We start from the raw sequence: 18,456 nt of genomic DNA, 5'->3' as shown, positions 1-18,456 counted from the left end.
TAAGACCCTGCTGTCATTAGGCAGAGCGTGCTGACAGGTTTGTTCTCGTCAACGATCGATGATAAACTCGCCCAATATTGAGAATGGTTCGCATTTAAATTTACATCTGACTTGCGACCGCAGTGTTTCAATGAAATCGATCCAGTCTGATAGAAACAAGGAGCTTCAATGCGGATTTCTTCCTTTGTGCGCGGTGGCGCGGCAGCGGTAGCTGCTGTCGCGGCGCTGTCGGCCTCGGCCGCCGAATATCCGATCGGCAAACAGCAGATCCAGGGCGGCATGGAAATCGGCGCGGTTTATCTGCAGCCGATCACGATGGAACCCGAAGGCATGATGCGCAAGGCGTCGGATTCGGACATTCACCTCGAGTCCGACATCCACGCGGTCAAGAACAATCCGACCGGTTTCGCCGAAGGGGACTGGATGCCGTATCTGCAGGTGCACTACGAACTGACGAAGGCCGGCTCGAACCAGCCGGTGAAGGGCGACCTGATGCCGATGGTCGCGAACGATGGTCCGCACTACGGCGACAACGTCAAGCTGCAAGGCCCGGGCAAGTATCACCTGAAGCTGATCGTCGAACCGCCGATGCAGATGGGCCACATGGCGTTCGGCCGCCACGTCGACAAGGAAACCGGCGTGGGTCCGTGGTTCAAGCCAATCACGCTCGAATACGACTTCACCTTCGCTGGCATCGGCAAGAAGGGCGGTTACTGATCGGCGCGCGGTGCCAATGCGTCGCTCAACGTATCAGTGAATGCAGCAGACGGCGCGCGGACAGTCGGAGTCATATCTGGCGTTGGCGCGTCGCGTTTTCCGGAAAGGGCAATGAGAATCAACCGAAAGATCGCGATGCTTGCCGCCACGTTTTGCCTGGCGGCCACGGCTCATGCAGCCGACCTGCCGACCTTCAAGCTCGAAATGAACGACGGCAAACTGAACCCGGCCCGCATCGAAGTGCCGGCAGGCCAGCGTATCAAGATCGAAGTACGCAACACCGGCAAGGGCGCGGCCGAATTCGAAAGCGTGCAGTTGCGTAAAGAGAAGGTTCTGGCGCCCGGCGCCGATTCGTTCGTCGTGATCGCTCCGCTGGAGCCGGGCGAATACAAGTTTTTCGACGACTTTCACCAGCAGGCGCAGGGCGTGATCGTCGCGAAGTAAGCAGTGGTCTCGATCGAATGCGAACGCGAACGCGAACTCGCCACGGCAAGCGGGCGCAGTCGGTCGCGCGAGGCAACGGAAGCGGGCAGTAGAAGGATCGAAGGGAGAGCTTGAATGGGTCAGATTCTGTTCATCGTGTGGCGGGAAAGCGTCGAGGCGCTGCTGGTCGTCGGCATCCTGTACGCGTGGTTGAAAAACGGCGACGACGACGCCCGCCGCGGCTTGCCGTACCTGTGGGGCGGCGTGGCGGCCGGCGTAATCGCGGCGGTGGCGCTCGGCGCGGCGCTGGTGGGCTTCACCGAGGTGCTCTCTGGTGACGCGCAGGATTACTTCCAGACCGCGATGGTGCTCATCGCCTGCGCGCTGATCGTGCAGATGGTGCTGTGGATGAAGCAGCACGGCCGCACGCTGAAGCGCGACATGGAACAGTCGCTGCAAAAGAGCCAGCGCGATGCGAACTGGTGGGGCGTGGCGCTGCTGGTCGCACTGGCGATCGCGCGCGAAGGCAGCGAAACCGTGATCTTCCTGTACGGTCTCGGCTTCGGCCAGTCGGGTCATGTCGACGGCAGTCAGATGCTCGCTGTCGTGATCGGTCTCGCGCTTGCGTTCCTGACCTTCTACGTGTTGCAGCTCGGCGGCAAGATCATTTCGTGGCGGCTCTTTTTTCGCGTCACCGAAATCATGCTGCTGTTCCTCGGCGCGGGGCTGTTCCAGACCGGCGTCGACAAGCTGATCGACAAGGAAATCCTGCCGACGCTCGTCGGCCAGCTGTGGAATTCGTCGGCGATTCTCGATGACTCGAGCACCTTCGGTTCGCTCGTCGCGACACTGACCGGCTACCGCGCGCATCCGGCGCTGATGAATCTGCTCGCCTACGCCGTGTATTGGGCGGTCGTTTATCTGCTCGTGCGCCGCGCCAGTCGCAAGCCCGCGCAGCAGACGGCAGGGCGCGCGGCATGAGCGCCGTGATGGCTTCCCGGCCGGGCCGCCTCGCGGCGGCCGGCCAGTGGATGCAGCGCCACGGCGCGGTGATTCGCGGCATCCAGTGGGTCGTGGTCGCGGTGTATGCGTTCCTGATCGTCGTGCCCGCGCTGATGCCGCTGCCTGACGACACCGCGCATCTGTGGAACAACCTGACGCTCGCCGCGCAGTTCGTGTTCTGGGGCATCTGGTGGCCGTTCGTGTTGCTGTCGATGGTGATGCTCGGCCGCGTCTGGTGCGGCGTGCTGTGTCCGGAGGGCGCGCTCGCCGAATTCGCGAGCAAATTCGGCCGCGGCCGCGCGATTCCGCATTGGATGCGCTGGGGCGGCTGGCCGTTCGTCGCGTTCGGCATCACGACGATCTACGGGCAGATGGTGAGCGTTTACCAGTATCCGAAAGCGGTGTTGCTGGTACTCGGCGGCTCGACCTTCGCGGCAATCGTGATCGGTCTGCTATACGGACGCGAGAAGCGCGTCTGGTGCAAATACCTGTGCCCGGTCAACGGGGTTTTTTCGCTTCTGTCACGGCTCGCGCCGTTTCACTACAAGGTCGACGAAGACGCGTGGCGCCGCTCGTACACGAACGGCGAGCATGGGCATCGCGTGATTCCGATCAACTGCGCGCCGCTCGTGCCGTTGCGCAACATGAAGGGCGCGGCGGACTGCCATATGTGCGGCCGCTGCAGCGGACACCGCGATGCGATTGCGCTGACATGGCGCAAGCCGTCGACCGAGGTCGTGCAGTTGGGCGACAAAAACGCGAACCCGTGGGACACCGCGCTGATCCTGTATGGCCTGCTCGGCATCGCGATCGGCGCGTTCCACTGGACCGCGTCGCGCTGGTTCATCGACCTGAAGATGTTCGCCGCGACGTGGCTCGTCGATCGCGACATCACATGGCCGCTCGACACCAACGCGCCGTGGTTCCTGTTCACGCATTACCCCGACCAGAACGACGTGTTCTCATGGCTCGACGGCTCGCTGCTGATCGGCTACATCCTGTCGACGGCGCTTGTCTACGGCACCGCGCTGCTGCTGTTGCTGACGGGCGCGACGCGCATGCTCGGGCGCTTCGACGCAACGCGGCTGCATCACTTGACGCAGGGGCTGATTCCGATCGCCGGCGCGGGCGTATTCCTTGGTTTGTCGGCGACGACGCTGTCGCTGCTGCGCGCCGAGCACGTGTCGCTGTGGTGGGCGTCGGATCTGCGCATCGCAATTCTCGTGATTGCGAGCGCGTGGAGCGCATGGCTCGCGTGGCTCGTCACGCGCCGCTACAGCGAGCGCTTCGTGCAACGCGCGCTGGCGATGCTGTGGTTCGTCGCGGCGCTGGCGGTCGTCAATAGCGCGTGGTGGCTGATGTTCTGGGGCTGGGCCTCGAAGTAAGTCTTTAGCCTGTGTCCGGTGCGAACGCAGGCGCAAGCGCAAACAAAAAAGCCGTGGGATGGTGGCATCCCACGGCTTTTTCATTTTCATTTTCAGCGATGTACGCCGTTGCGCGCATCGGCTTTCGAGCGAGAACCAAAAAAGCGGCCTGGCTTGCTGCGACGGCTGGCTTGTGTCTGCACGAAGGGGTCTAGTTCTCGCGTGCAAGCCGTCATGGCTGGCTAATGCCTAACACCTCTCTGGGAGGTGGTCCCCACAATACCCGGTACTTACCTCGTGTCTTGCTACTTCGTCAGGATCAGCTTGCCGAGGCGCGTTGCACGCAGTTGATACGTGTCGCCGTTGTGCACGATGCTGATATGACTATGGCCTTGCAGCAGCGCGTCGCTGCGCACGACCCGTTCCGACGTCTCGCCTTGGCCGGCGGTGCGTTCCGCGCCGGGTTTCGCTGCGGGCGCGGCCGTCGTCGACGATTTCGGGCGGCTGGTTAGCGCGGCGGACGAGCGGCGCAGGCTGAGCGTGGAGGAGCGAGTCATATCGGTCATTCGTTTTAGCTTGTTCGTCGATTCGATGTGATCATTCTAAATGATAACTATTCGTATTTACAAGATTGAGAAATTGATCGAATCCGACTTCTGATAGCTGAATGAAAGTTCGTCTGGACGGCGACTCTGGAGGCCATCCTGGACATGGTCCCGCGACAGCGTGGGCAGGGCGCCCGCGCGGTATCTCAGTGTAACGGTCCCGGTTCCTGCCTGGCCCCGACGTACTGACGGATCAGCCGCACCGTATCGATATCGTTCTCGCGATATGCGGACTTGACGATCTCCTGCGTCTGCACGGCGTCCTGGTCGGTCGAGACGGGCAGCGTCGTCGCGTACTCGAAGCGCAGGAACAGCTGCAACTCATCGGGCTGCTCGATCGTCATCGTCAGGGAGCCGCCGACGTGCTCGGCGGTCGGCAGGATGTCGTAGCGCACGCTTTCAGTTTCCTGCAGGGTGACGCGATCGCGCACAGTGGCGTGGCCGTAGTGCAACTCACGCTCGAGAACATTGCCGTCGCGCGACAGGATCGTGCAACTGTCGAGACCGATCACGAACAGTTGCGGCTGCTCGGCGCGCAGCACGAGCCCTTGCCACAGCTGCTCGCGGGTCATCGATTCGACGAAGGGATTCAACGGATCGTTGATCTGAATAAGGTGTTCGAAATTCAAGACGACTGCGTCCTATGAAAATATTGCAATACTCGTGACCCGAACGGACGGCGTCCGACCGTCCTATGCTCGTTTGCTGCGGCTTTTAAGCGACCGCGAGCGCGGAGCGGATCGAGATCGTGTGCGTGAGGATCTTGTGCACCGGGCACGCATTGGCAATTTGCAAAAGCCGTTCCCGCTGCTCGCCGGAGAGTTCGCCATCGAGCATGATCTGACGGTCGATCGTCGAACCTGCGTCGCCGGTTTCCATCGACAGTTTGACCCGTACGCCCGCGAGCGGCCAGCCCTTGCGCTGCGCGTACATCTTTAGCGTGATCGACGTACAAGCGCCGAGGCTCGACAGCAGCAGCGAGACCGGCGTCGGGCCGCGGTCGCCGCCGCCTAGCGATTCGGGTTCGTCGGCAAGCCAGGTATGCTTGCCGTCATCGAACACGACCTGGAAATTCGTCGAACCGATGTGGGCGGTGACGGTGGACTCTGCCATGCGCGCTCCTCTGATAGGGATCAAATAACGTCGCGCGCCGCGGACTGTTGAAATCGACGCGGGCCGCGCGACATGAGCCGATATTGTGAACGAATTTACCGGCGTTCGCGCCCCGAGGCGGGTGATTTGGCGGCGCGCGCATGGCTGGTGGCAAGCTTCGCCTCGCGCCGACAGGCGAGACAAACGCGCGGTACGCGCTCGCCTGTCAGTGCGTGATCGCGCCCATCCGCCCGGCCTGATAGTCGATCACCGCCTGACGGATTTCGTCTTCGGTATTCATCACGAAGGGGCCATAGCGCACCACCGGTTCCTTCAGCGGCACGCCGCCGAGCAGCAGCACTTCGAGCGGTTCGTCGCCGGCCGTGATGGTCACCGCGTCGCCGTCGTTGGCGAACACCACCATCGTGCGCGCGTCGATGTCCGCGCGCGCGTCGCCTTCGCCATACACGCCCTTGCCGGACAGCCCGTACGCGAACACGCGATAGTCGGCCGGTACCGGCTGGCGGATCGTCGCGCCCGGCTGCAACGAGAAATGCTGATACAGGATCGGCGTACGCGTTTCGATCGCGGCCTTGACGCCGAGCGCTTCGCCCGCGATGACCTTCACGCGCACCTGACCGTCTTCGGACGTCGCGACCGGAATGCGTGCCGACGGGATTTCCTGATAACGCGGAGCGATCATCTTGTCGCGACGCGGCAGGTTCACCCATAGCTGCAGGCCGTGCACGCGACCGCCGGTGCGCGTGAATTCCGGGTCCGGCATTTCGCTATGCACGACGCCCGCGCCCGCGGTCATCCATTGCACGTCACCCGCGTGCAGCGTGCCGGAATGGCCCGCCGAATCCTTGTGGCCGAACTGGCCCTCGAGCACATAGGTGACCGTCTCGAAGCCGCGATGCGGATGATCGGGCGCGCCGATGGCCTCGCCTGGCGCATAGTCGACCGGCCCCATTTCGTCGAGCAGCAGGAACGGATCGAAGTCCATCAGCAGACGAGTCGGAAACGGTCGATAAACGATAAATCCGCCGCCCTCCACCGTGCGAACCGACGGGAACGTGCGTTCGATCGTGCGTGACGTAGTCATCAATATCACCTCGAAAAATGGGGAATAGCGTCATTTCTGAAACATGGGGCTATTATAGGGACCGTTTTTGGCGGTGCCAGCCGTCCCTCAGCAATGGATTGTTCTGTTCATGGAACGATGAGATGAAGATCGATTCACACAATCTGAACGACCTCATGTACTTTTCGCAGGTCGTCGAACATGGCGGATTTTCGGCCGCCGAGCGGGTGCTGGGCATCTCGAAGTCGCGCCTGTCGCGTCGCCTCACGGAGCTGGAGGCCTCGCTCGGCGTGCGTCTGTTGCAGCGTTCCACGCGCAAGCTGGCGCTGACCGAAGCGGGGCAGCTGTTCTACCAGCACTGTCAGGCGATGCTCAGCGAAGCGCAGGCGGCGGTCAATGTCGTGCAGCAGCTGCGCTCGTCGCCGCGCGGCACGGTGCGCGTCAGCGTGCCGGTCACGATCTCGCAGACGATTATGTCGACGATCCTGCCGGAATTCATGCACCGCTTTCCGGAGGTGCGCGTCGTGATGCGCGTGACGAATCGCGTGGTCGATCTGTTCGAGGATTCGATCGACGTCGCACTGCGCGTGCGTTCGGATCCGCCGGAAAGCGCTAACATCGTCGTGCGGCCGCTGTGGCGCACCGAGCAGATGCTGGTCGGCGCGCCGAGCCTGCTGCAGCAGAATGCGCCGCCGCTGACGCCGGCCGACCTGAACCGCTTCGAAACACTCGACGTGCCGACGAGCGACGGCCGCCACGTGTACAACCTGATCTCGCCCGACGGCACGCGCCATGCTCACGAACACGAGCCGCGCCTCGTGACCGCCGATCTGATGACGATTCGCGAGGCGGTGCTCGCCGGCGTTGGCATCGCCGCATTGCCGGAGATGATGTATGGAGCCGCGTTGAGAGCGGGGCAGTTGTCGCCCGTGATGCCGGGCTGGAGTTTTCCGACGCCGCAGTTGTACGCGGTGTTCGTGTCGCGTCAGGGGATGGTGCCGGCCGTGCGCGCGTTCGTCGATTATCTTGTCGAGATGCTCGATCCGGATGAGGGCAAGCACATCATCGGCGAGTGTCCTGAGCGCGCCGAAAAAGCGGCGGCGCAGGGATCGGTGGCGAGGGCTTCCTCCGCTGTGTCGGCGGCGGTTTCATAAGGCTCTGTGGCAAGTCAAGGGGGCACGATGCGCCGCGGGCCGCTAGCGCGCTTCGCAAATCGTTTTTAGCATTTAAGCGCGGCCTGTCATGATTACTTTCAATGGCCGCGTGCTTGAATGCGCGCACACACAGGCATATAGTGAAATCCCTTTCGCTAAGGAGTGTCCTATGCGAAAACTCATGGCCGCTATCATAGCGGGCCTGATAGGGCTGACCGCGTTGTCCGTGTCGACCACGGCCCTCGCATGCGGTGATAAAAGCTATCAGTCTTCGGCCGATGGCAAATGATCCCGCCGCCCGAAGGCGCCGAGTGCGCAAAAAAAAGGCCTTCATCCGACGATGAAGGCCTTTTACTTTTTGGCCCTGTTTAAAGGGGTTTTCCCGTGGACGAGCGCGCTGCTCCGCGTGCCACGTTACCGTTTACTTCGCTTTGGGCTGCGTGACGAAACCAATCTTCGTCAGTCCGCCAGCCTGCGCGGCCGACATCACCTGCGCGACCTTCTCGTACGGCACCTTGCGGTCCGCATCGAGATGCAACTCCGGTTGCGGGCTCGCCTGAGCGGCCGCGGCGATCTTCGCGGCGAGCGCCGCATCGTCGACCTTGGTGCTGTCCCACAGCACGTTGCCGTCCGCGTCGATCGATACCGTCACCTGCGCGGGCTTCGTGTCTTCCTTCTGACTGCTCGCGTGCGGCAGATCGATCTTGACCGCGTGACGGATCACCGGAATCGTCACCATGAAGACGATCAGCAGAACCAGCATCACGTCGACGAGCGGCGTCATGTTGATTTCGTTCATCAGGCCGTCGTCATCGTCTCCGGCGAAAGGGCTCATTGCCATTGGAATGCCTCGTCGATCAGTTGGCGCGGGTTGCGAGACGCAGGCCGTCGCCGCGCCTGGTCGACGACAGACGGGCACCCGTTACGAAGAACGCATGCAGCCCGTGCGCGAAGCGGCTCAGCTTCGCGACGATCGCCTTGTTGGCGCGCGTCAGCGCGTTGTAGCCGAGCACGGCCGGAATCGCGACGAACAGACCAAACGCGGTCATGATCAGCGCCTCGCCGACCGGGCCGGCGACCTGGTCGATCGACGACTGGCCGCTCGCGCCGATCGCGAGCAGCGCGTGATAGATGCCCCACACGGTGCCGAACAGGCCGACGAACGGCGCGGTGCTGCCGATCGACGCGAGAATCGCGAGACCGCTCTGCATCCGCGCGACGCTTTCGTCCATCGTGTCCTTCAGGCAGCGCGTGATCCAGTCCGACACGTCCATGCGGTCGTGCAGATGCGGCTGCGTCTGGTGATGATGGTCGGCCGCTTCCTGGCCCGACAGCGCGAGCGCGAGGAACGGGTTGTCATGCGGCGTCGAGGCGCCGCCGCCGAGCTTCTTCACGCCGTCGGCGAGATCGTCCGAATGCCAGAACGCCTGCTCGGCGTTCTTCGTCAGGCGCTTCAGGCGCATCACGTTCCAGCCTTTGACGACGATCACGCTCCACGACATCACCGACATGATCAATAGCGCGAGCGCGATACCGCGCGTCACGAAATCCCCTTGCGCCCACACGTGTGCCAATCCGTAGTTTTGCATTGCAATTCCTTGTTTTTGAAATCTTGCTTCAGTCGGTCAGATTGAAGTTGAAAGGCTGGGTGTACGCGGCCCTGACGGGCTCGCCGTTCTCGAGATACGGTTTGCAGGCGCTCGCGCGTACGGCGGCGACGGCCGCGTCGTCGAGACGGCTAAAGCCGCTGCTTTTCTTCAACTCGATGTTCTCGAGCTTGCCGCTCAGACCGACGACGAAGTGCACGTACGCGGTGCCGGATTCGCCGCGGCGCCGCGATAGAGCCGGGTATTCGGGCTGGGTGATATTGCAATCGAGGTGCGACACGTTTTTCGGCGCGCTGATTTCCATTGTCGGTTTGCCGATCGCGGGCGCTGCCGCGGCGGGCGGTGTCCCCGGCGCGGCGGGCGCGGGCGGCGTCGGATCGGGCGCCGCGACCGGCGTCGGCGATGGCGCAGCGGCCTGTGGCAACGGAGTTGGCGTCGGCTTGGGCGTGGGAGTCGGCTTTGGCTGGGCTTTCGGCCTCGTATGGACCGGCGGTGTTGGCCGGGGCGGCGGCGGAGCGATCGATTGCAGCGCGACCGGCGCGGCGAGCGGCGCGGGCGGCAGCAGTTCGGCGGTCATCACGTGCGATTCGAGCGCGACCGGCACAGGCTCGTGACGCAGCGTCATGATCACGGCGAGCAGAGCGACGTGAACCGCGGCGACTACGGAAGTGGCCGTCAGCGCGCGGGAATTCGGTCGGGTGGACGACGCCAGCGGGGCGCCGGCGGAAACGGGATGCGGAGCCTGCATGGTCAGTGGGGCAGCGCACCGTGCGGGCGGCGCGTCAGACAGGACATCGTCATGTTCGGAAAATCAGCAGCGAAATGAACAAGGTAATCACGAAACCAATCAGCAATTCCATCTCGAACTCCTTTCGAAGGGGCGCGGGGTAGCTGGCTGGTACGAGTACTGGCTTGCTGACGGCAGTGGGATAACGCAGTACGGCGGACAGTACTGCGGTTGTGTTGCAAACATCCGGCACATTCAACGTCGCATCGAGCGTTACATTAAACGTGCGTGAAGCAGAGGGCTTTTAGACGCACCGACACGGCTTGCACGGGCCGTGCTAGCTGAGCTCAGGCGGCCTTGCGCTCGTAGAATGCGACTTGCACGACCTCGGCGACGCTCTGCACCTGCCGATGCTCGACCACGCCGCAACGGCTCGCGCACACGCCGCTTTGCAGCATCACTTCACGCACGGATTCCTCGCATTTGCCGCAGCACGAGGCGACGCCGAGTTCAAACTGCAACTCGTCGAACGAGTCGATGCCGTCCGCAATCGAGGAGCGGATTGTGCGGTCGGATACGGATTTGCAGACACAGACGATCATGGCAGGCGTCATAGCTAACGTTAATGCGAATTATTATCATTTTGTTTGGTTCGTTTGGCAAGCGTCCTATGCGATTTTTTGTAACAAAACCAGTCTCTTAGAATGGATTTCGTTGGAAGGAAGGGCGGGAAGCGCGCCGGTTGCCGGCTCTAGGCGGCGCGAGAATCCGATGCGGCCGTGCGGCGCGACGGTATCGATACCTGCTCGACCGCGGCCTCGATCCGCAGCAGCGTGGCGGCGAGTTGCTGCTGATGGATGCCGTCGTCGGTGGAGTAGAAGCGCGGCAGCGGCGTGACCTCGGCCGACGCGGCGGCGCGCAGGCCGTGCTGCTCGAGCACGCGTTCGAGCTGACGCGCGATCGCCACGCTCGTGTCGATCAGCGCGAGCCGCTCGCCGACGATGTCGCGGATCGCCGCGTCGAGAAAGGGGTAATGGGTGCAGCCTAGCACCAGCGTGTCGGCGCCCGCGTCGAGCATCGGTTCCAGGTAGCTGCGCAGCAGTGCGTGCAGATCGGCCGAGCCGACGTCGCAGCGCTCGACCGCCTGCACGAGCCCGTGGCCGGGCTGGCACAGAAAGCGGCAATCGACGGCGTAGCGTTCGAGCAGCCCCTGGAAGCGGGCGCTGCGCAGTGTCGCCTGGGTCGCCAACACGCCGGCGACGCGGCTTTTCGATTGCAGCGCGGCGGGCTTGACACCCGGCTCGACGCCGACGAGCGGAATCGGCAGCTTTTCGCGCACCAGCGCGATCGACTGCGCGGTTGCCGTATTGCACGCGACCACCAGCGCCTTCGCGCCTTGTGCGGCTAGCCATTCGCCGATGGCCAGCGTGCGGTCGGTGATGAAGTCGTCGTCGCGCTCGCCGTAGGGCGCGTACAGCGAATCGGCGACATACAGCAACGCCTCGTCAGGCAGTTGCGCGCGCACCGCGCGCAGCACGGACAGGCCGCCGAGCCCCGAGTCGAAAATGCCGATCGGCGCCTGCGACGCGGCGCCAGCGGCAACACTGCGGACAGTCGGGGACGGGAAAGGGGCGGGCATAGGCGAAGAAAACGAGCGTGAAGTGGCGGTCGGGGAAAAGGGTGAAACCACGGTGAGGCGCGAACAAGCGCGCAAGTATATCGCCCGTGCGGTACGGTCCGGCGCGAATGCCTGCTGGGCAGGCGTCGTGCCGCTACCGCGCGGGATGCTTCAGCGTGCTTCGATCAGGACTCGACCGAGCCCATCGCGCTTTGCTGGTAGTTCTGGATACCGACCTTGTCGATCAGATCGAGCTGGGTTTCGAGCCAGTCGATGTGCTCTTCGGTGTCGTCGAGAATCTTCGTGAAGATTTCGCGCGAGATGAAATCGCGCACCGATTCGCAGTAGGCAATCGCCTCCTTGCAGGTGCCTTGCGAAATCTGTTCGAGCTTCAGATCGCATTCGAGGATCTCTTTGGTTTCCTCACCGATCAGCAGCTTGTGCAGGTCCTGCAGATTCGGCAGACCGTCGAGCATGAAGATCCGTTCGATCAGCATGTCGGCATGCTTCATTTCGCCGATCGACTCGTCGTACTCGTGCTTGCCGAGCTTGTCGAGGCCCCAGTGACCGTACATTCGGGCATGCAGGAAGTATTGATTGATCGCGGTCAGTTCGTTCTTCAACTGCGCGTTCAGATATTCGATGACCTTCTTGTCGCCTTGCATGTTATTTCCTTTTCCGGGGACCTTGAATTTCCAACAACAATAAACGTCATGTCCAAAAAAGCCAAGAAATCCGATACAACTTTTGGCGGCGTTGGCGGCCTCGTGCGTGCGGCGCCTTGCGCGAGCATGACGCACGGAAAGAAAAAGCCGGGATCGCGGCCCCGGCTTTTCGACTGACCTGAGTAGCGTTAATCGCGACTCATCAAGCCGTGGCGACCGGAATCTTGCCGATCCTGGCTTGCCATTCCTTCGGGCCGGTCTGGTGCACGGAGGTGCCGTTCGAATCGACGGCGACCGTGACCGGCATGTCCTGTACGTCGAACTCGTAGATCGCTTCCATGCCGAGGTCTTCGAACGCGAGCACCTTCGCGCTGCGGATCGCCTTCGACACGAGGTACGCGGCACCGCCGACGGCCATCAGATACGCGGCCTTGTGCTTCTTGATCGCCTCGATCGCGACCGGGCCGCGCTCGGCCTTGCCGATCATCGAAATGAGGCCCGTTTGCGCGAGCATCGTCTCGGTGAACTTGTCCATCCGCGTCGCAGTGGTCGGGCCCGCCGGGCCGACCGCTTCGTCGCGCACCGGATCGACCGGGCCGACGTAGTAGATCACGCGGTTCGTGAAATCGACCGGCAGCTTCTCGCCCTTCGCGAGCATGTCGGCGATGCGCTTGTGCGCGGCGTCGCGGCCCGTCAACATCTTGCCCGACAGCAGCAGCGTCTGGCCCGGCTTCCAGCCCGCCACTTCTTCCGGCGTCAGCGTGTTGAGGTCGACGCGCTTGCTGGTTTCCGTGTTCGGTTCCCAGTGCACCTTCGGCCATGCGTCGAGCGACGGAGCTTCGAGCTTGGCGACGCCCGAACCGTCGAGCGTGAAGTGCGCGTGGCGCGTCGCCGCGCAGTTCGGGATGATCGCGATCGGCTTGGATGCGGCGTGCGTCGGCGCGGCCATGATCTTCACGTCGAGAACAGTGGACAGACCGCCGAGGCCTTGCGCGCCGATACCGAGCGCGTTGACCTTCTCGTGCAACTCGACGCGCAGCTCTTCGATCCAGTCCTTCGGGCCTCGCGCGATCACGTCCTGAATGTCGATCGGGTCCATCAGCGATTCCTTCGCCATCACCATCGCTTTCTCAGCGGTGCCGCCGATGCCGATGCCGAGCATGCCCGGCGGGCACCAGCCCGCGCCCATCGTCGGCACGGTCTTCAGGATCCAGTCGACGATCGAGTCCGACGGGTTCAGCATCGCGAACTTCGACTTGTTCTCCGAGCCGCCGCCCTTGGCCGCGACCTGCACGTCGACGGTGTTACCCGGCACGATCTCGTAGTGGATCACGGCCGGCGTGTTGTCCCTGGTGTTCTTGCGCGCGCCTTCGGGCGGGCTCACGATCGATGCGCGCAGCACGTTGTCCGGATTCAGATAGCCGCGGCGCACGCCTTCGTTGATCATGTCGGTGACGCTCATCGTGGCGCCGTCCCAACGCACGTCCATACCGACCTTCACGAACACCGTGACGATGCCAGTGTCCTGGCAGATCGGGCGCTTGCCTTCGGCGCACATGCGGCTGTTGGTCAGGATCTGCGCGATCGCGTCCTTCGCTGCGGGGCTCTGTTCGAGCTCGTACGCGCGGCCGAGCGCTTCGATGTAGTCGAGCGGATGGTAGTAGCTGATGTACTGCAGCGAATCAGCGATGCTCTGAATCAGGTCTTCCTGTTTGATGACGGTCATGGCTAGCTCAGTGGGGATTGACGCTTGTTGTCGGATCGCAGCGCGGTGCGGTCAGTCTTGCGCCTTCATGGGAGTGGAAATTCTGGTGCCACCCACGGCGTGCAAGGCCGCGGGCTCTTCGAGATGCTTGGGGTGCGTGTGCGTGGTGAGGCGGTCGACAAACGCCATCACGAGCGCGGATACGAGGAAAGCGACATGGATGATCACCTGCCACATGATCGTGTGCGTGGTGTTCTGGTCGGGGCTGATGAAGGTCTTCAGCAGATGGATCGACGAGATGCTGATCAGCGCCATCGACAGCTTCACTTTCAGCACGCCGGCGTTCACGTGATCGAGCCATTCCGGTTCGTCCGGATGACCGTCGAGGCCGAGTCGCGATACAAACGTTTCATACCCGCCGATGATCACCATGATCAGCAGGTTCGAGATCATCACCACGTCGATCAGGCCCAGCACGACGAGCATGATGCTGGTTTCGTCGAGCTTCATCGAGTCGGTGACCAGATGCCAGACTTCCTTCAGGAATAACACGACGTAGACCGCCTGCGCGACGATCAGCCCGAGGTACAGCGGCACCTGCAGCCAGCGGCTCATGAAAACGAGGTGGGGCAGCGCGCGCATGGGGCGGCGCGGACGGGCGGAGGCGGGTCGCGAAGCGGACATAGGCAACGGTCAGATGAAGCGCGGGTGACGGAACACGGGGGCCAGGCGCCGACGGCGGTGCGGGGCGCGGCCGTCGAAGGGGCGCGAGACTCGCGTCAGGCGCGCCATTGTACAGCGTCGGTCGAATCTGCTGCTTTGCGGCGGGCAGCGCGCCCGCCACACCAGAATTACGATGCGATCGGCGGCACGCTGCGCGCCTTCAGGCTCGCGAGGCCGATACCGGCGACCACGCAGGCAAGCGCGATGCCGTGCGCAAGCGTGGGCCGCTCGCCGAGGAACACGATGCCGTAGAGTGCCGCGGCGACCGGCAGCACCGCGCTGAACACGCCGGCAAGACTGCCTGGCACGTGACGGATGCCTTTCATCCACAGCCAGAACGAGAAGATGCTGGCCGACAGCCCATACCACAGCACCAGCATCCAGACGCTCGACGGCACCGCGCGATAGTCGAAATGCGCGAGCGCGCCGGCGCCGAGCGGCAGCATCAGCAGCAGGCCGAACAGATGCGTGTACGCGCAGATGTCGATCGGCGCGAGCGTTTGCGTGAGACGACGCGACAGGATGATGTACAGCGATTCGCAGCACACGGCGCCAAGTACCATGAAGTTGCCCGCGAGCGAGCCGGCGCCGGCCGTCGCATTCGCGCCCGTTTCGACGTGCGCGACATTGATGACGACGACGCCGACGATCGCCAGCACGATCGACGCGAGCGCGCGGCCATCCGGCCGCTCCTTCAGGATCAGCCACGACAGCAGCGCGACGACCGCCGGAATCGTGCTCGTGATCACGCCGGCCGCGACCGCGCTCGTGCGCGCGACGCCGTTGAGCATCAGCAGGGTGAAGCCGAAGGTGCCGAATAGCGCCTGCAAAAACAGGTTGATCCATTCGTCGCGTTTGACGCGCCGCAGTTTGGTCACACGCAGTAGTGGCCAGAGCACGACCATCGCGATCACGAAACGCAGCAGCGCGAACAGCGGGACGGGGACGAAGGCGACGATCGATTTACCGATTCCGACATTGCTGCCGACCAGCAGCATCGAGGTAATGAGAAGCAGGGCGTAGCGATTCAAGCTGGAATCCGGACGGCTAGTTCAGTTAGCATTGTAAGAGGCCGTGCAAGAGAGCGTAAAGGCGGGCGCCTCTCGTCTGATCAACGCGTGGCCGCGTCGACGGCGTTCGCGATCTAAGGGTTTTCGCTTGCAGATCAACATGATGCGCGTAAGTGGCCGGTAAGTTGCAGCGCTTATGGTTAAGCCTCAACGCTGGATACGATTGAGCAGAGCGCCCGCCTGCAGGAATGTTGCGATGCCGCACGCACACGCGTCGGACGGCATCGCGGCGGGAGACAGCGCCGCTCGTGGCGGCTCGAACAGGATAAGGCCCGCGCGCGCCGCGCGCCGGTACAGGTTTACGTTTCATCTTCACCAAGGGGTTGTCGATGTCTGCGATTGAATCGGTTCTTCAGGAACGCCGCGTTTTTCCGCCCTCCGCTGACACTGCGAAGGGTGCCACGATCTGCGGCATGGACGCGTACCGGGCGCTCGCCGCCGAAGCGGAGCGCGACTACGAAGGCTTCTGGGGGCGTCTCGCGAAGGAGACGCTGAGTTGGCACAAGCCGTTTACGAAGGTGCTCGACGAATCGAAGGCGCCGTTCTACACGTGGTTCGAAGACGGCCAGCTGAACGCGTCGTATAACAGCATCGACCGTCACGTCGAGGCCGGCAACGGCGAGCGCGTCGCGATCGTGTTCGAAGCCGACGACGGTACCATCACCAACGTCACCTATCAGGATCTGCTGCAACGCGTATCGCGCTTCGCGAATGCGCTGAAAAAACGCGGCGTGAAGAAAGGCGACCCGGTCGTCATCTATATGCCGATGTCGATCGAGGGCATCGTCGCGATGCAGGCGTGCGCGCGGATCGGCGCGACGCACTCGGTCGTGTTCGGCGGCTTCTCGTCGAAGTCGCTCAACGAGCGGCTCGTCGACGTCGGCGCGGTCGCGCTGATCACGTCCGACGAACAGATGCGCGGCGGCAAGGCCTTGCCGCTGAAGAACATCGCCGACGAAGCGCTCGCGCTCGGCGGCTGCGAGAAGGTCAGGAGCGTGATCGTGTACCAGCGCACCGGCGGCAAGGTCGCGTGGGACGCAGGGCGCGACCTGTGGATGCACGAACTCACGCATGGCGAGTCGGACCAGTGCGCGCCCGAATGGGTCGACGCCGAGCATCCGCTCTTCATCCTCTATACGTCGGGCTCGACCGGCAAGCCGAAGGGCGTGCAGCACAGCACCGGCGGCTATCTGCTGTGGGCCGCGCAAACGCTGAAGTGGACCTTCGACTGGCGCCCCTCCGACGTGTTCTGGTGTACCGCCGACATCGGCTGGATCACCGGCCATAGCTACATTACGTACGGGCCGCTCACGCTTGGCGGCACCCAGGTCGTGTTCGAGGGCGTGCCGACCTATCCGGACGCCGGGCGCTTCTGGCAGATGATCGCGAAGCACAGGGTCACGCTGTTCTATACGGCTCCAACTGCGATCCGCTCGCTGATCAAGGCCTCCGAGGCCGACGCTAAAGTGCATCCGAAGAGCTACGACCTGTCGACGTTGCGCATCATCGGCACGGTCGGCGAACCGATCAATCCGGAAGCGTGGGTGTGGTACTACGAGAACGTCGGCGGCCGCCGCTGTCCGATCGTCGATACGTGGTGGCAGACCGAGACCGGCGGCCACATGATCGCGCCGATGCCGGGCGCGACGCCGCTCGTGCCGGGTTCGTGCACGCTGCCGCTGCCGGGCATCATGGCCGCGGTCGTCGACGAAACCGGGCAGGACGTGCCGAACGGGCAGGGCGGCATTCTGGTGATCAAGCGCCCGTGGCCGGCGATGCTGCGCAACGTGTGGGGCGATCCGGACCGCTACAAGAAGAGCTACTTCCCCGACGAGCTCGGCGGCAAGCTCTACCTCGCCGGCGACGGCGCGGTGCGCGACAAGGAGACCGGCTACTTCACGATCATGGGCCGCATCGACGACGTGCTGAACGTGTCGGGCCATCGGCTCGGCACGATGGAGATCGAGTCGGCACTGGTGGCCAATCCGCTCGTCGCGGAAGCCGCCGTGGTGGGCCGCCCCGATGCGACGACCGGCGAGGCGGTGTGCGCGTTCGTGGTGCTCAAGCGTGCGCGTCCGCAAGGCGAAGAGGCCGTGAAGCTCGCGAACGACCTGCGCAACTGGGTCGGCAAGGAGATCGGTCCGATCGCGAAGCCGAAGGACATCCGCTTCGGCGAGAACCTGCCGAAGACGCGTTCGGGCAAGATCATGCGTCGTCTGTTGCGTTCGCTCGCGAAGGGTGAGGAAATCACCCAGGACGTGTCGACGCTGGAAAACCCGGCGATTCTCGATCAGCTCGGTGAGTCGATTTAAAGCGTTGTAAGCGGGTCTGCGCGGACGGCGGCGGTGTGTCGATCGACATGCTTGCGGGCACGCCGCGCAAACCCGTCATTCGAGCGGACGGGTTGCATCGCGGCGTTGCGCGGACAATCCCAATTGCCTCGCCGATGCCTTTTTGATACATAGGCGCATGACCGCGCCGCACCTATCCTCCCACGCCACGTTGAACCCCCCGCCCGAACCGCCACCGGTCTCGGCGGCGATGGCGCTCGCGCATCGCAAGTACTGGCGTTTCAACCTCGCGCTGATCGCGGTGCTGATGACGCTTGGCTTCTTCGTCTCCTTCGTCGTGCCATTGCTGGCGCCCGCGCTCGCGCAGGTGCACGCAGGCGGCTTCAGGCTGCCGTTCTACTTTGGCGCACAAGGCGCGATCCTGATCTACCTCGCGTTGATCGTCGTCTATATCGTGCTGATGCAGCGCGCCGATCGTCAGTTGCAGCACGCGTTCGAAGCGGATTCGCAGCGCGATGCGGCAAGTGGTCCCGCCGCGGATTCCACCAGCGGCGCGAACGATGACGTCAAGATCGACACAGACGCGCCGGCCGCGCGAGGGCGCTGAGC

The 18,456-nt window shown here is 63.4% G+C and carries 20 protein-coding genes; 7 read left to right on the top strand and 13 right to left on the bottom strand.

What is annotated here, in order from left to right; translation table 11 throughout:
• Positions 1–168: 168 nt before the first annotated feature.
• From OKW45_RS26115 to OKW45_RS26100, 4 genes are all read left to right on the top strand, one after another.
• Positions 169–717 carry an iron transporter gene (locus OKW45_RS26115; RefSeq protein ID WP_429471959.1) on the top strand — a complete coding sequence of 183 codons (549 nt, stop codon included), beginning with the start codon at positions 169–171 and terminating at the stop codon, positions 715–717.
• Positions 718–828: 111 nt separating this feature from the next.
• Positions 829–1,161 (top strand): cupredoxin domain-containing protein, encoded by a 333-nt coding sequence (locus OKW45_RS26110; RefSeq protein ID WP_018418640.1) that lies wholly within the window; start codon positions 829–831, stop codon positions 1,159–1,161.
• Between the two features lie 114 nt (positions 1,162–1,275).
• Complete coding sequence (locus OKW45_RS26105; RefSeq protein ID WP_018418639.1) at positions 1,276–2,121, top strand: FTR1 family iron permease; 846 nt, start codon at positions 1,276–1,278, stop codon at positions 2,119–2,121.
• Positions 2,118–3,527 carry a 4Fe-4S binding protein gene (locus OKW45_RS26100; protein WP_429471957.1) on the top strand — a complete coding sequence of 470 codons (1,410 nt, stop codon included), beginning with the start codon at positions 2,118–2,120 and terminating at the stop codon, positions 3,525–3,527. Before OKW45_RS26105 ends, OKW45_RS26100 begins: the two co-directional genes overlap by 4 nt.
• A 284-nt stretch (positions 3,528–3,811) precedes the next feature.
• On the opposite strand, the gene hemP is transcribed toward OKW45_RS26100, so the two are convergent.
• The 4 genes from hemP to OKW45_RS26080 form a co-directional block, all read right to left on the bottom strand.
• Positions 3,812–4,072 carry a hemin uptake protein HemP gene (hemP, locus tag OKW45_RS26095; RefSeq protein WP_184009442.1) on the bottom strand — a complete coding sequence of 87 codons (261 nt, stop codon included), beginning with the start codon at positions 4,070–4,072 and terminating at the stop codon, positions 3,812–3,814.
• Positions 4,073–4,257: 185 nt separating this feature from the next.
• Positions 4,258–4,740, bottom strand: a complete 483-nt coding sequence (locus tag OKW45_RS26090; protein ID WP_018418636.1) for an SRPBCC family protein — start codon at positions 4,738–4,740, stop codon at positions 4,258–4,260.
• Between the two features lie 85 nt (positions 4,741–4,825).
• Entirely contained in the window at positions 4,826–5,224 is a 399-nt protein-coding gene (locus OKW45_RS26085; RefSeq protein WP_018418635.1) for an OsmC family protein, read from the bottom strand.
• Between the two features lie 205 nt (positions 5,225–5,429).
• On the bottom strand, positions 5,430–6,308 hold the full coding sequence (locus OKW45_RS26080; protein ID WP_429471955.1) for a pirin family protein: 879 nt from the start codon (positions 6,306–6,308) through the stop codon (positions 5,430–5,432).
• A 122-nt stretch (positions 6,309–6,430) separates the two neighbouring features.
• Between OKW45_RS26080 and OKW45_RS26075 the strand changes: the two genes are divergently transcribed.
• Positions 6,431–7,441: a LysR family transcriptional regulator gene (locus OKW45_RS26075; protein WP_018418633.1), complete on the top strand. Its 1,011-nt coding sequence runs from the start codon at positions 6,431–6,433 to the stop codon at positions 7,439–7,441.
• A 421-nt stretch (positions 7,442–7,862) separates the two neighbouring features.
• On the opposite strand, the gene OKW45_RS26070 is transcribed toward OKW45_RS26075, so the two are convergent.
• From OKW45_RS26070 to OKW45_RS26030, 9 genes are all read right to left on the bottom strand, one after another.
• Entirely contained in the window at positions 7,863–8,282 is a 420-nt protein-coding gene (locus tag OKW45_RS26070) for an ExbD/TolR family protein (RefSeq protein WP_184032602.1), read from the bottom strand.
• A 16-nt stretch (positions 8,283–8,298) separates the two neighbouring features.
• A complete protein-coding gene (locus tag OKW45_RS26065; protein ID WP_018418631.1) occupies positions 8,299–9,030 on the bottom strand; it encodes a MotA/TolQ/ExbB proton channel family protein in 732 nt (243 codons plus the stop codon).
• Between the two features lie 28 nt (positions 9,031–9,058).
• On the bottom strand, positions 9,059–9,796 hold the full coding sequence (locus tag OKW45_RS26060; protein WP_018418630.1) for an energy transducer TonB: 738 nt from the start codon (positions 9,794–9,796) through the stop codon (positions 9,059–9,061).
• A gap of 326 nt (positions 9,797–10,122) precedes the next feature.
• Positions 10,123–10,377 carry a (2Fe-2S)-binding protein gene (locus tag OKW45_RS26055; protein WP_026225496.1) on the bottom strand — a complete coding sequence of 85 codons (255 nt, stop codon included), beginning with the start codon at positions 10,375–10,377 and terminating at the stop codon, positions 10,123–10,125.
• Positions 10,378–10,526: 149 nt separating this feature from the next.
• Entirely contained in the window at positions 10,527–11,414 is an 888-nt protein-coding gene (gene murI, locus OKW45_RS26050) for a glutamate racemase (RefSeq protein ID WP_429471953.1), read from the bottom strand.
• A 164-nt stretch (positions 11,415–11,578) separates the two neighbouring features.
• Positions 11,579–12,058 carry a bacterioferritin gene (gene bfr, locus OKW45_RS26045; protein ID WP_018418627.1) on the bottom strand — a complete coding sequence of 160 codons (480 nt, stop codon included), beginning with the start codon at positions 12,056–12,058 and terminating at the stop codon, positions 11,579–11,581.
• Between the two features lie 202 nt (positions 12,059–12,260).
• On the bottom strand, positions 12,261–13,784 hold the full coding sequence (locus tag OKW45_RS26040) for a fumarate hydratase (RefSeq protein ID WP_429471952.1): 1,524 nt from the start codon (positions 13,782–13,784) through the stop codon (positions 12,261–12,263).
• 51 nt (positions 13,785–13,835) lie between these two features.
• Complete coding sequence (locus OKW45_RS26035; protein WP_429471950.1) at positions 13,836–14,405, bottom strand: TIGR00645 family protein; 570 nt, start codon at positions 14,403–14,405, stop codon at positions 13,836–13,838.
• A gap of 209 nt (positions 14,406–14,614) precedes the next feature.
• Entirely contained in the window at positions 14,615–15,517 is a 903-nt protein-coding gene (locus OKW45_RS26030) for a DMT family transporter (RefSeq protein ID WP_018418624.1), read from the bottom strand.
• 368 nt (positions 15,518–15,885) lie between these two features.
• On the opposite strand from OKW45_RS26030, the gene acs reads away from it, so the two are divergent.
• Both acs and OKW45_RS26020 read left to right on the top strand, forming a co-directional pair.
• Positions 15,886–17,868: an acetate--CoA ligase gene (acs, locus tag OKW45_RS26025; RefSeq protein WP_429471948.1), complete on the top strand. Its 1,983-nt coding sequence runs from the start codon at positions 15,886–15,888 to the stop codon at positions 17,866–17,868.
• Positions 17,869–18,025: 157 nt separating this feature from the next.
• Positions 18,026–18,454, top strand: a complete 429-nt coding sequence (locus OKW45_RS26020; protein ID WP_026225493.1) for a DUF4212 domain-containing protein — start codon at positions 18,026–18,028, stop codon at positions 18,452–18,454.
• Positions 18,455–18,456: the final 2 nt, after the last annotated feature.

The sequence above is a fragment of the Paraburkholderia lebeckiae genome (assembly GCF_050436225.1).
In the GTDB taxonomy this organism is placed as follows: domain Bacteria; phylum Pseudomonadota; class Gammaproteobacteria; order Burkholderiales; family Burkholderiaceae; genus Paraburkholderia; species Paraburkholderia tuberum.
Note: the sequence above shows the minus strand (reverse complement) of the source record. Positions and strands in the feature narration are given on the sequence as shown.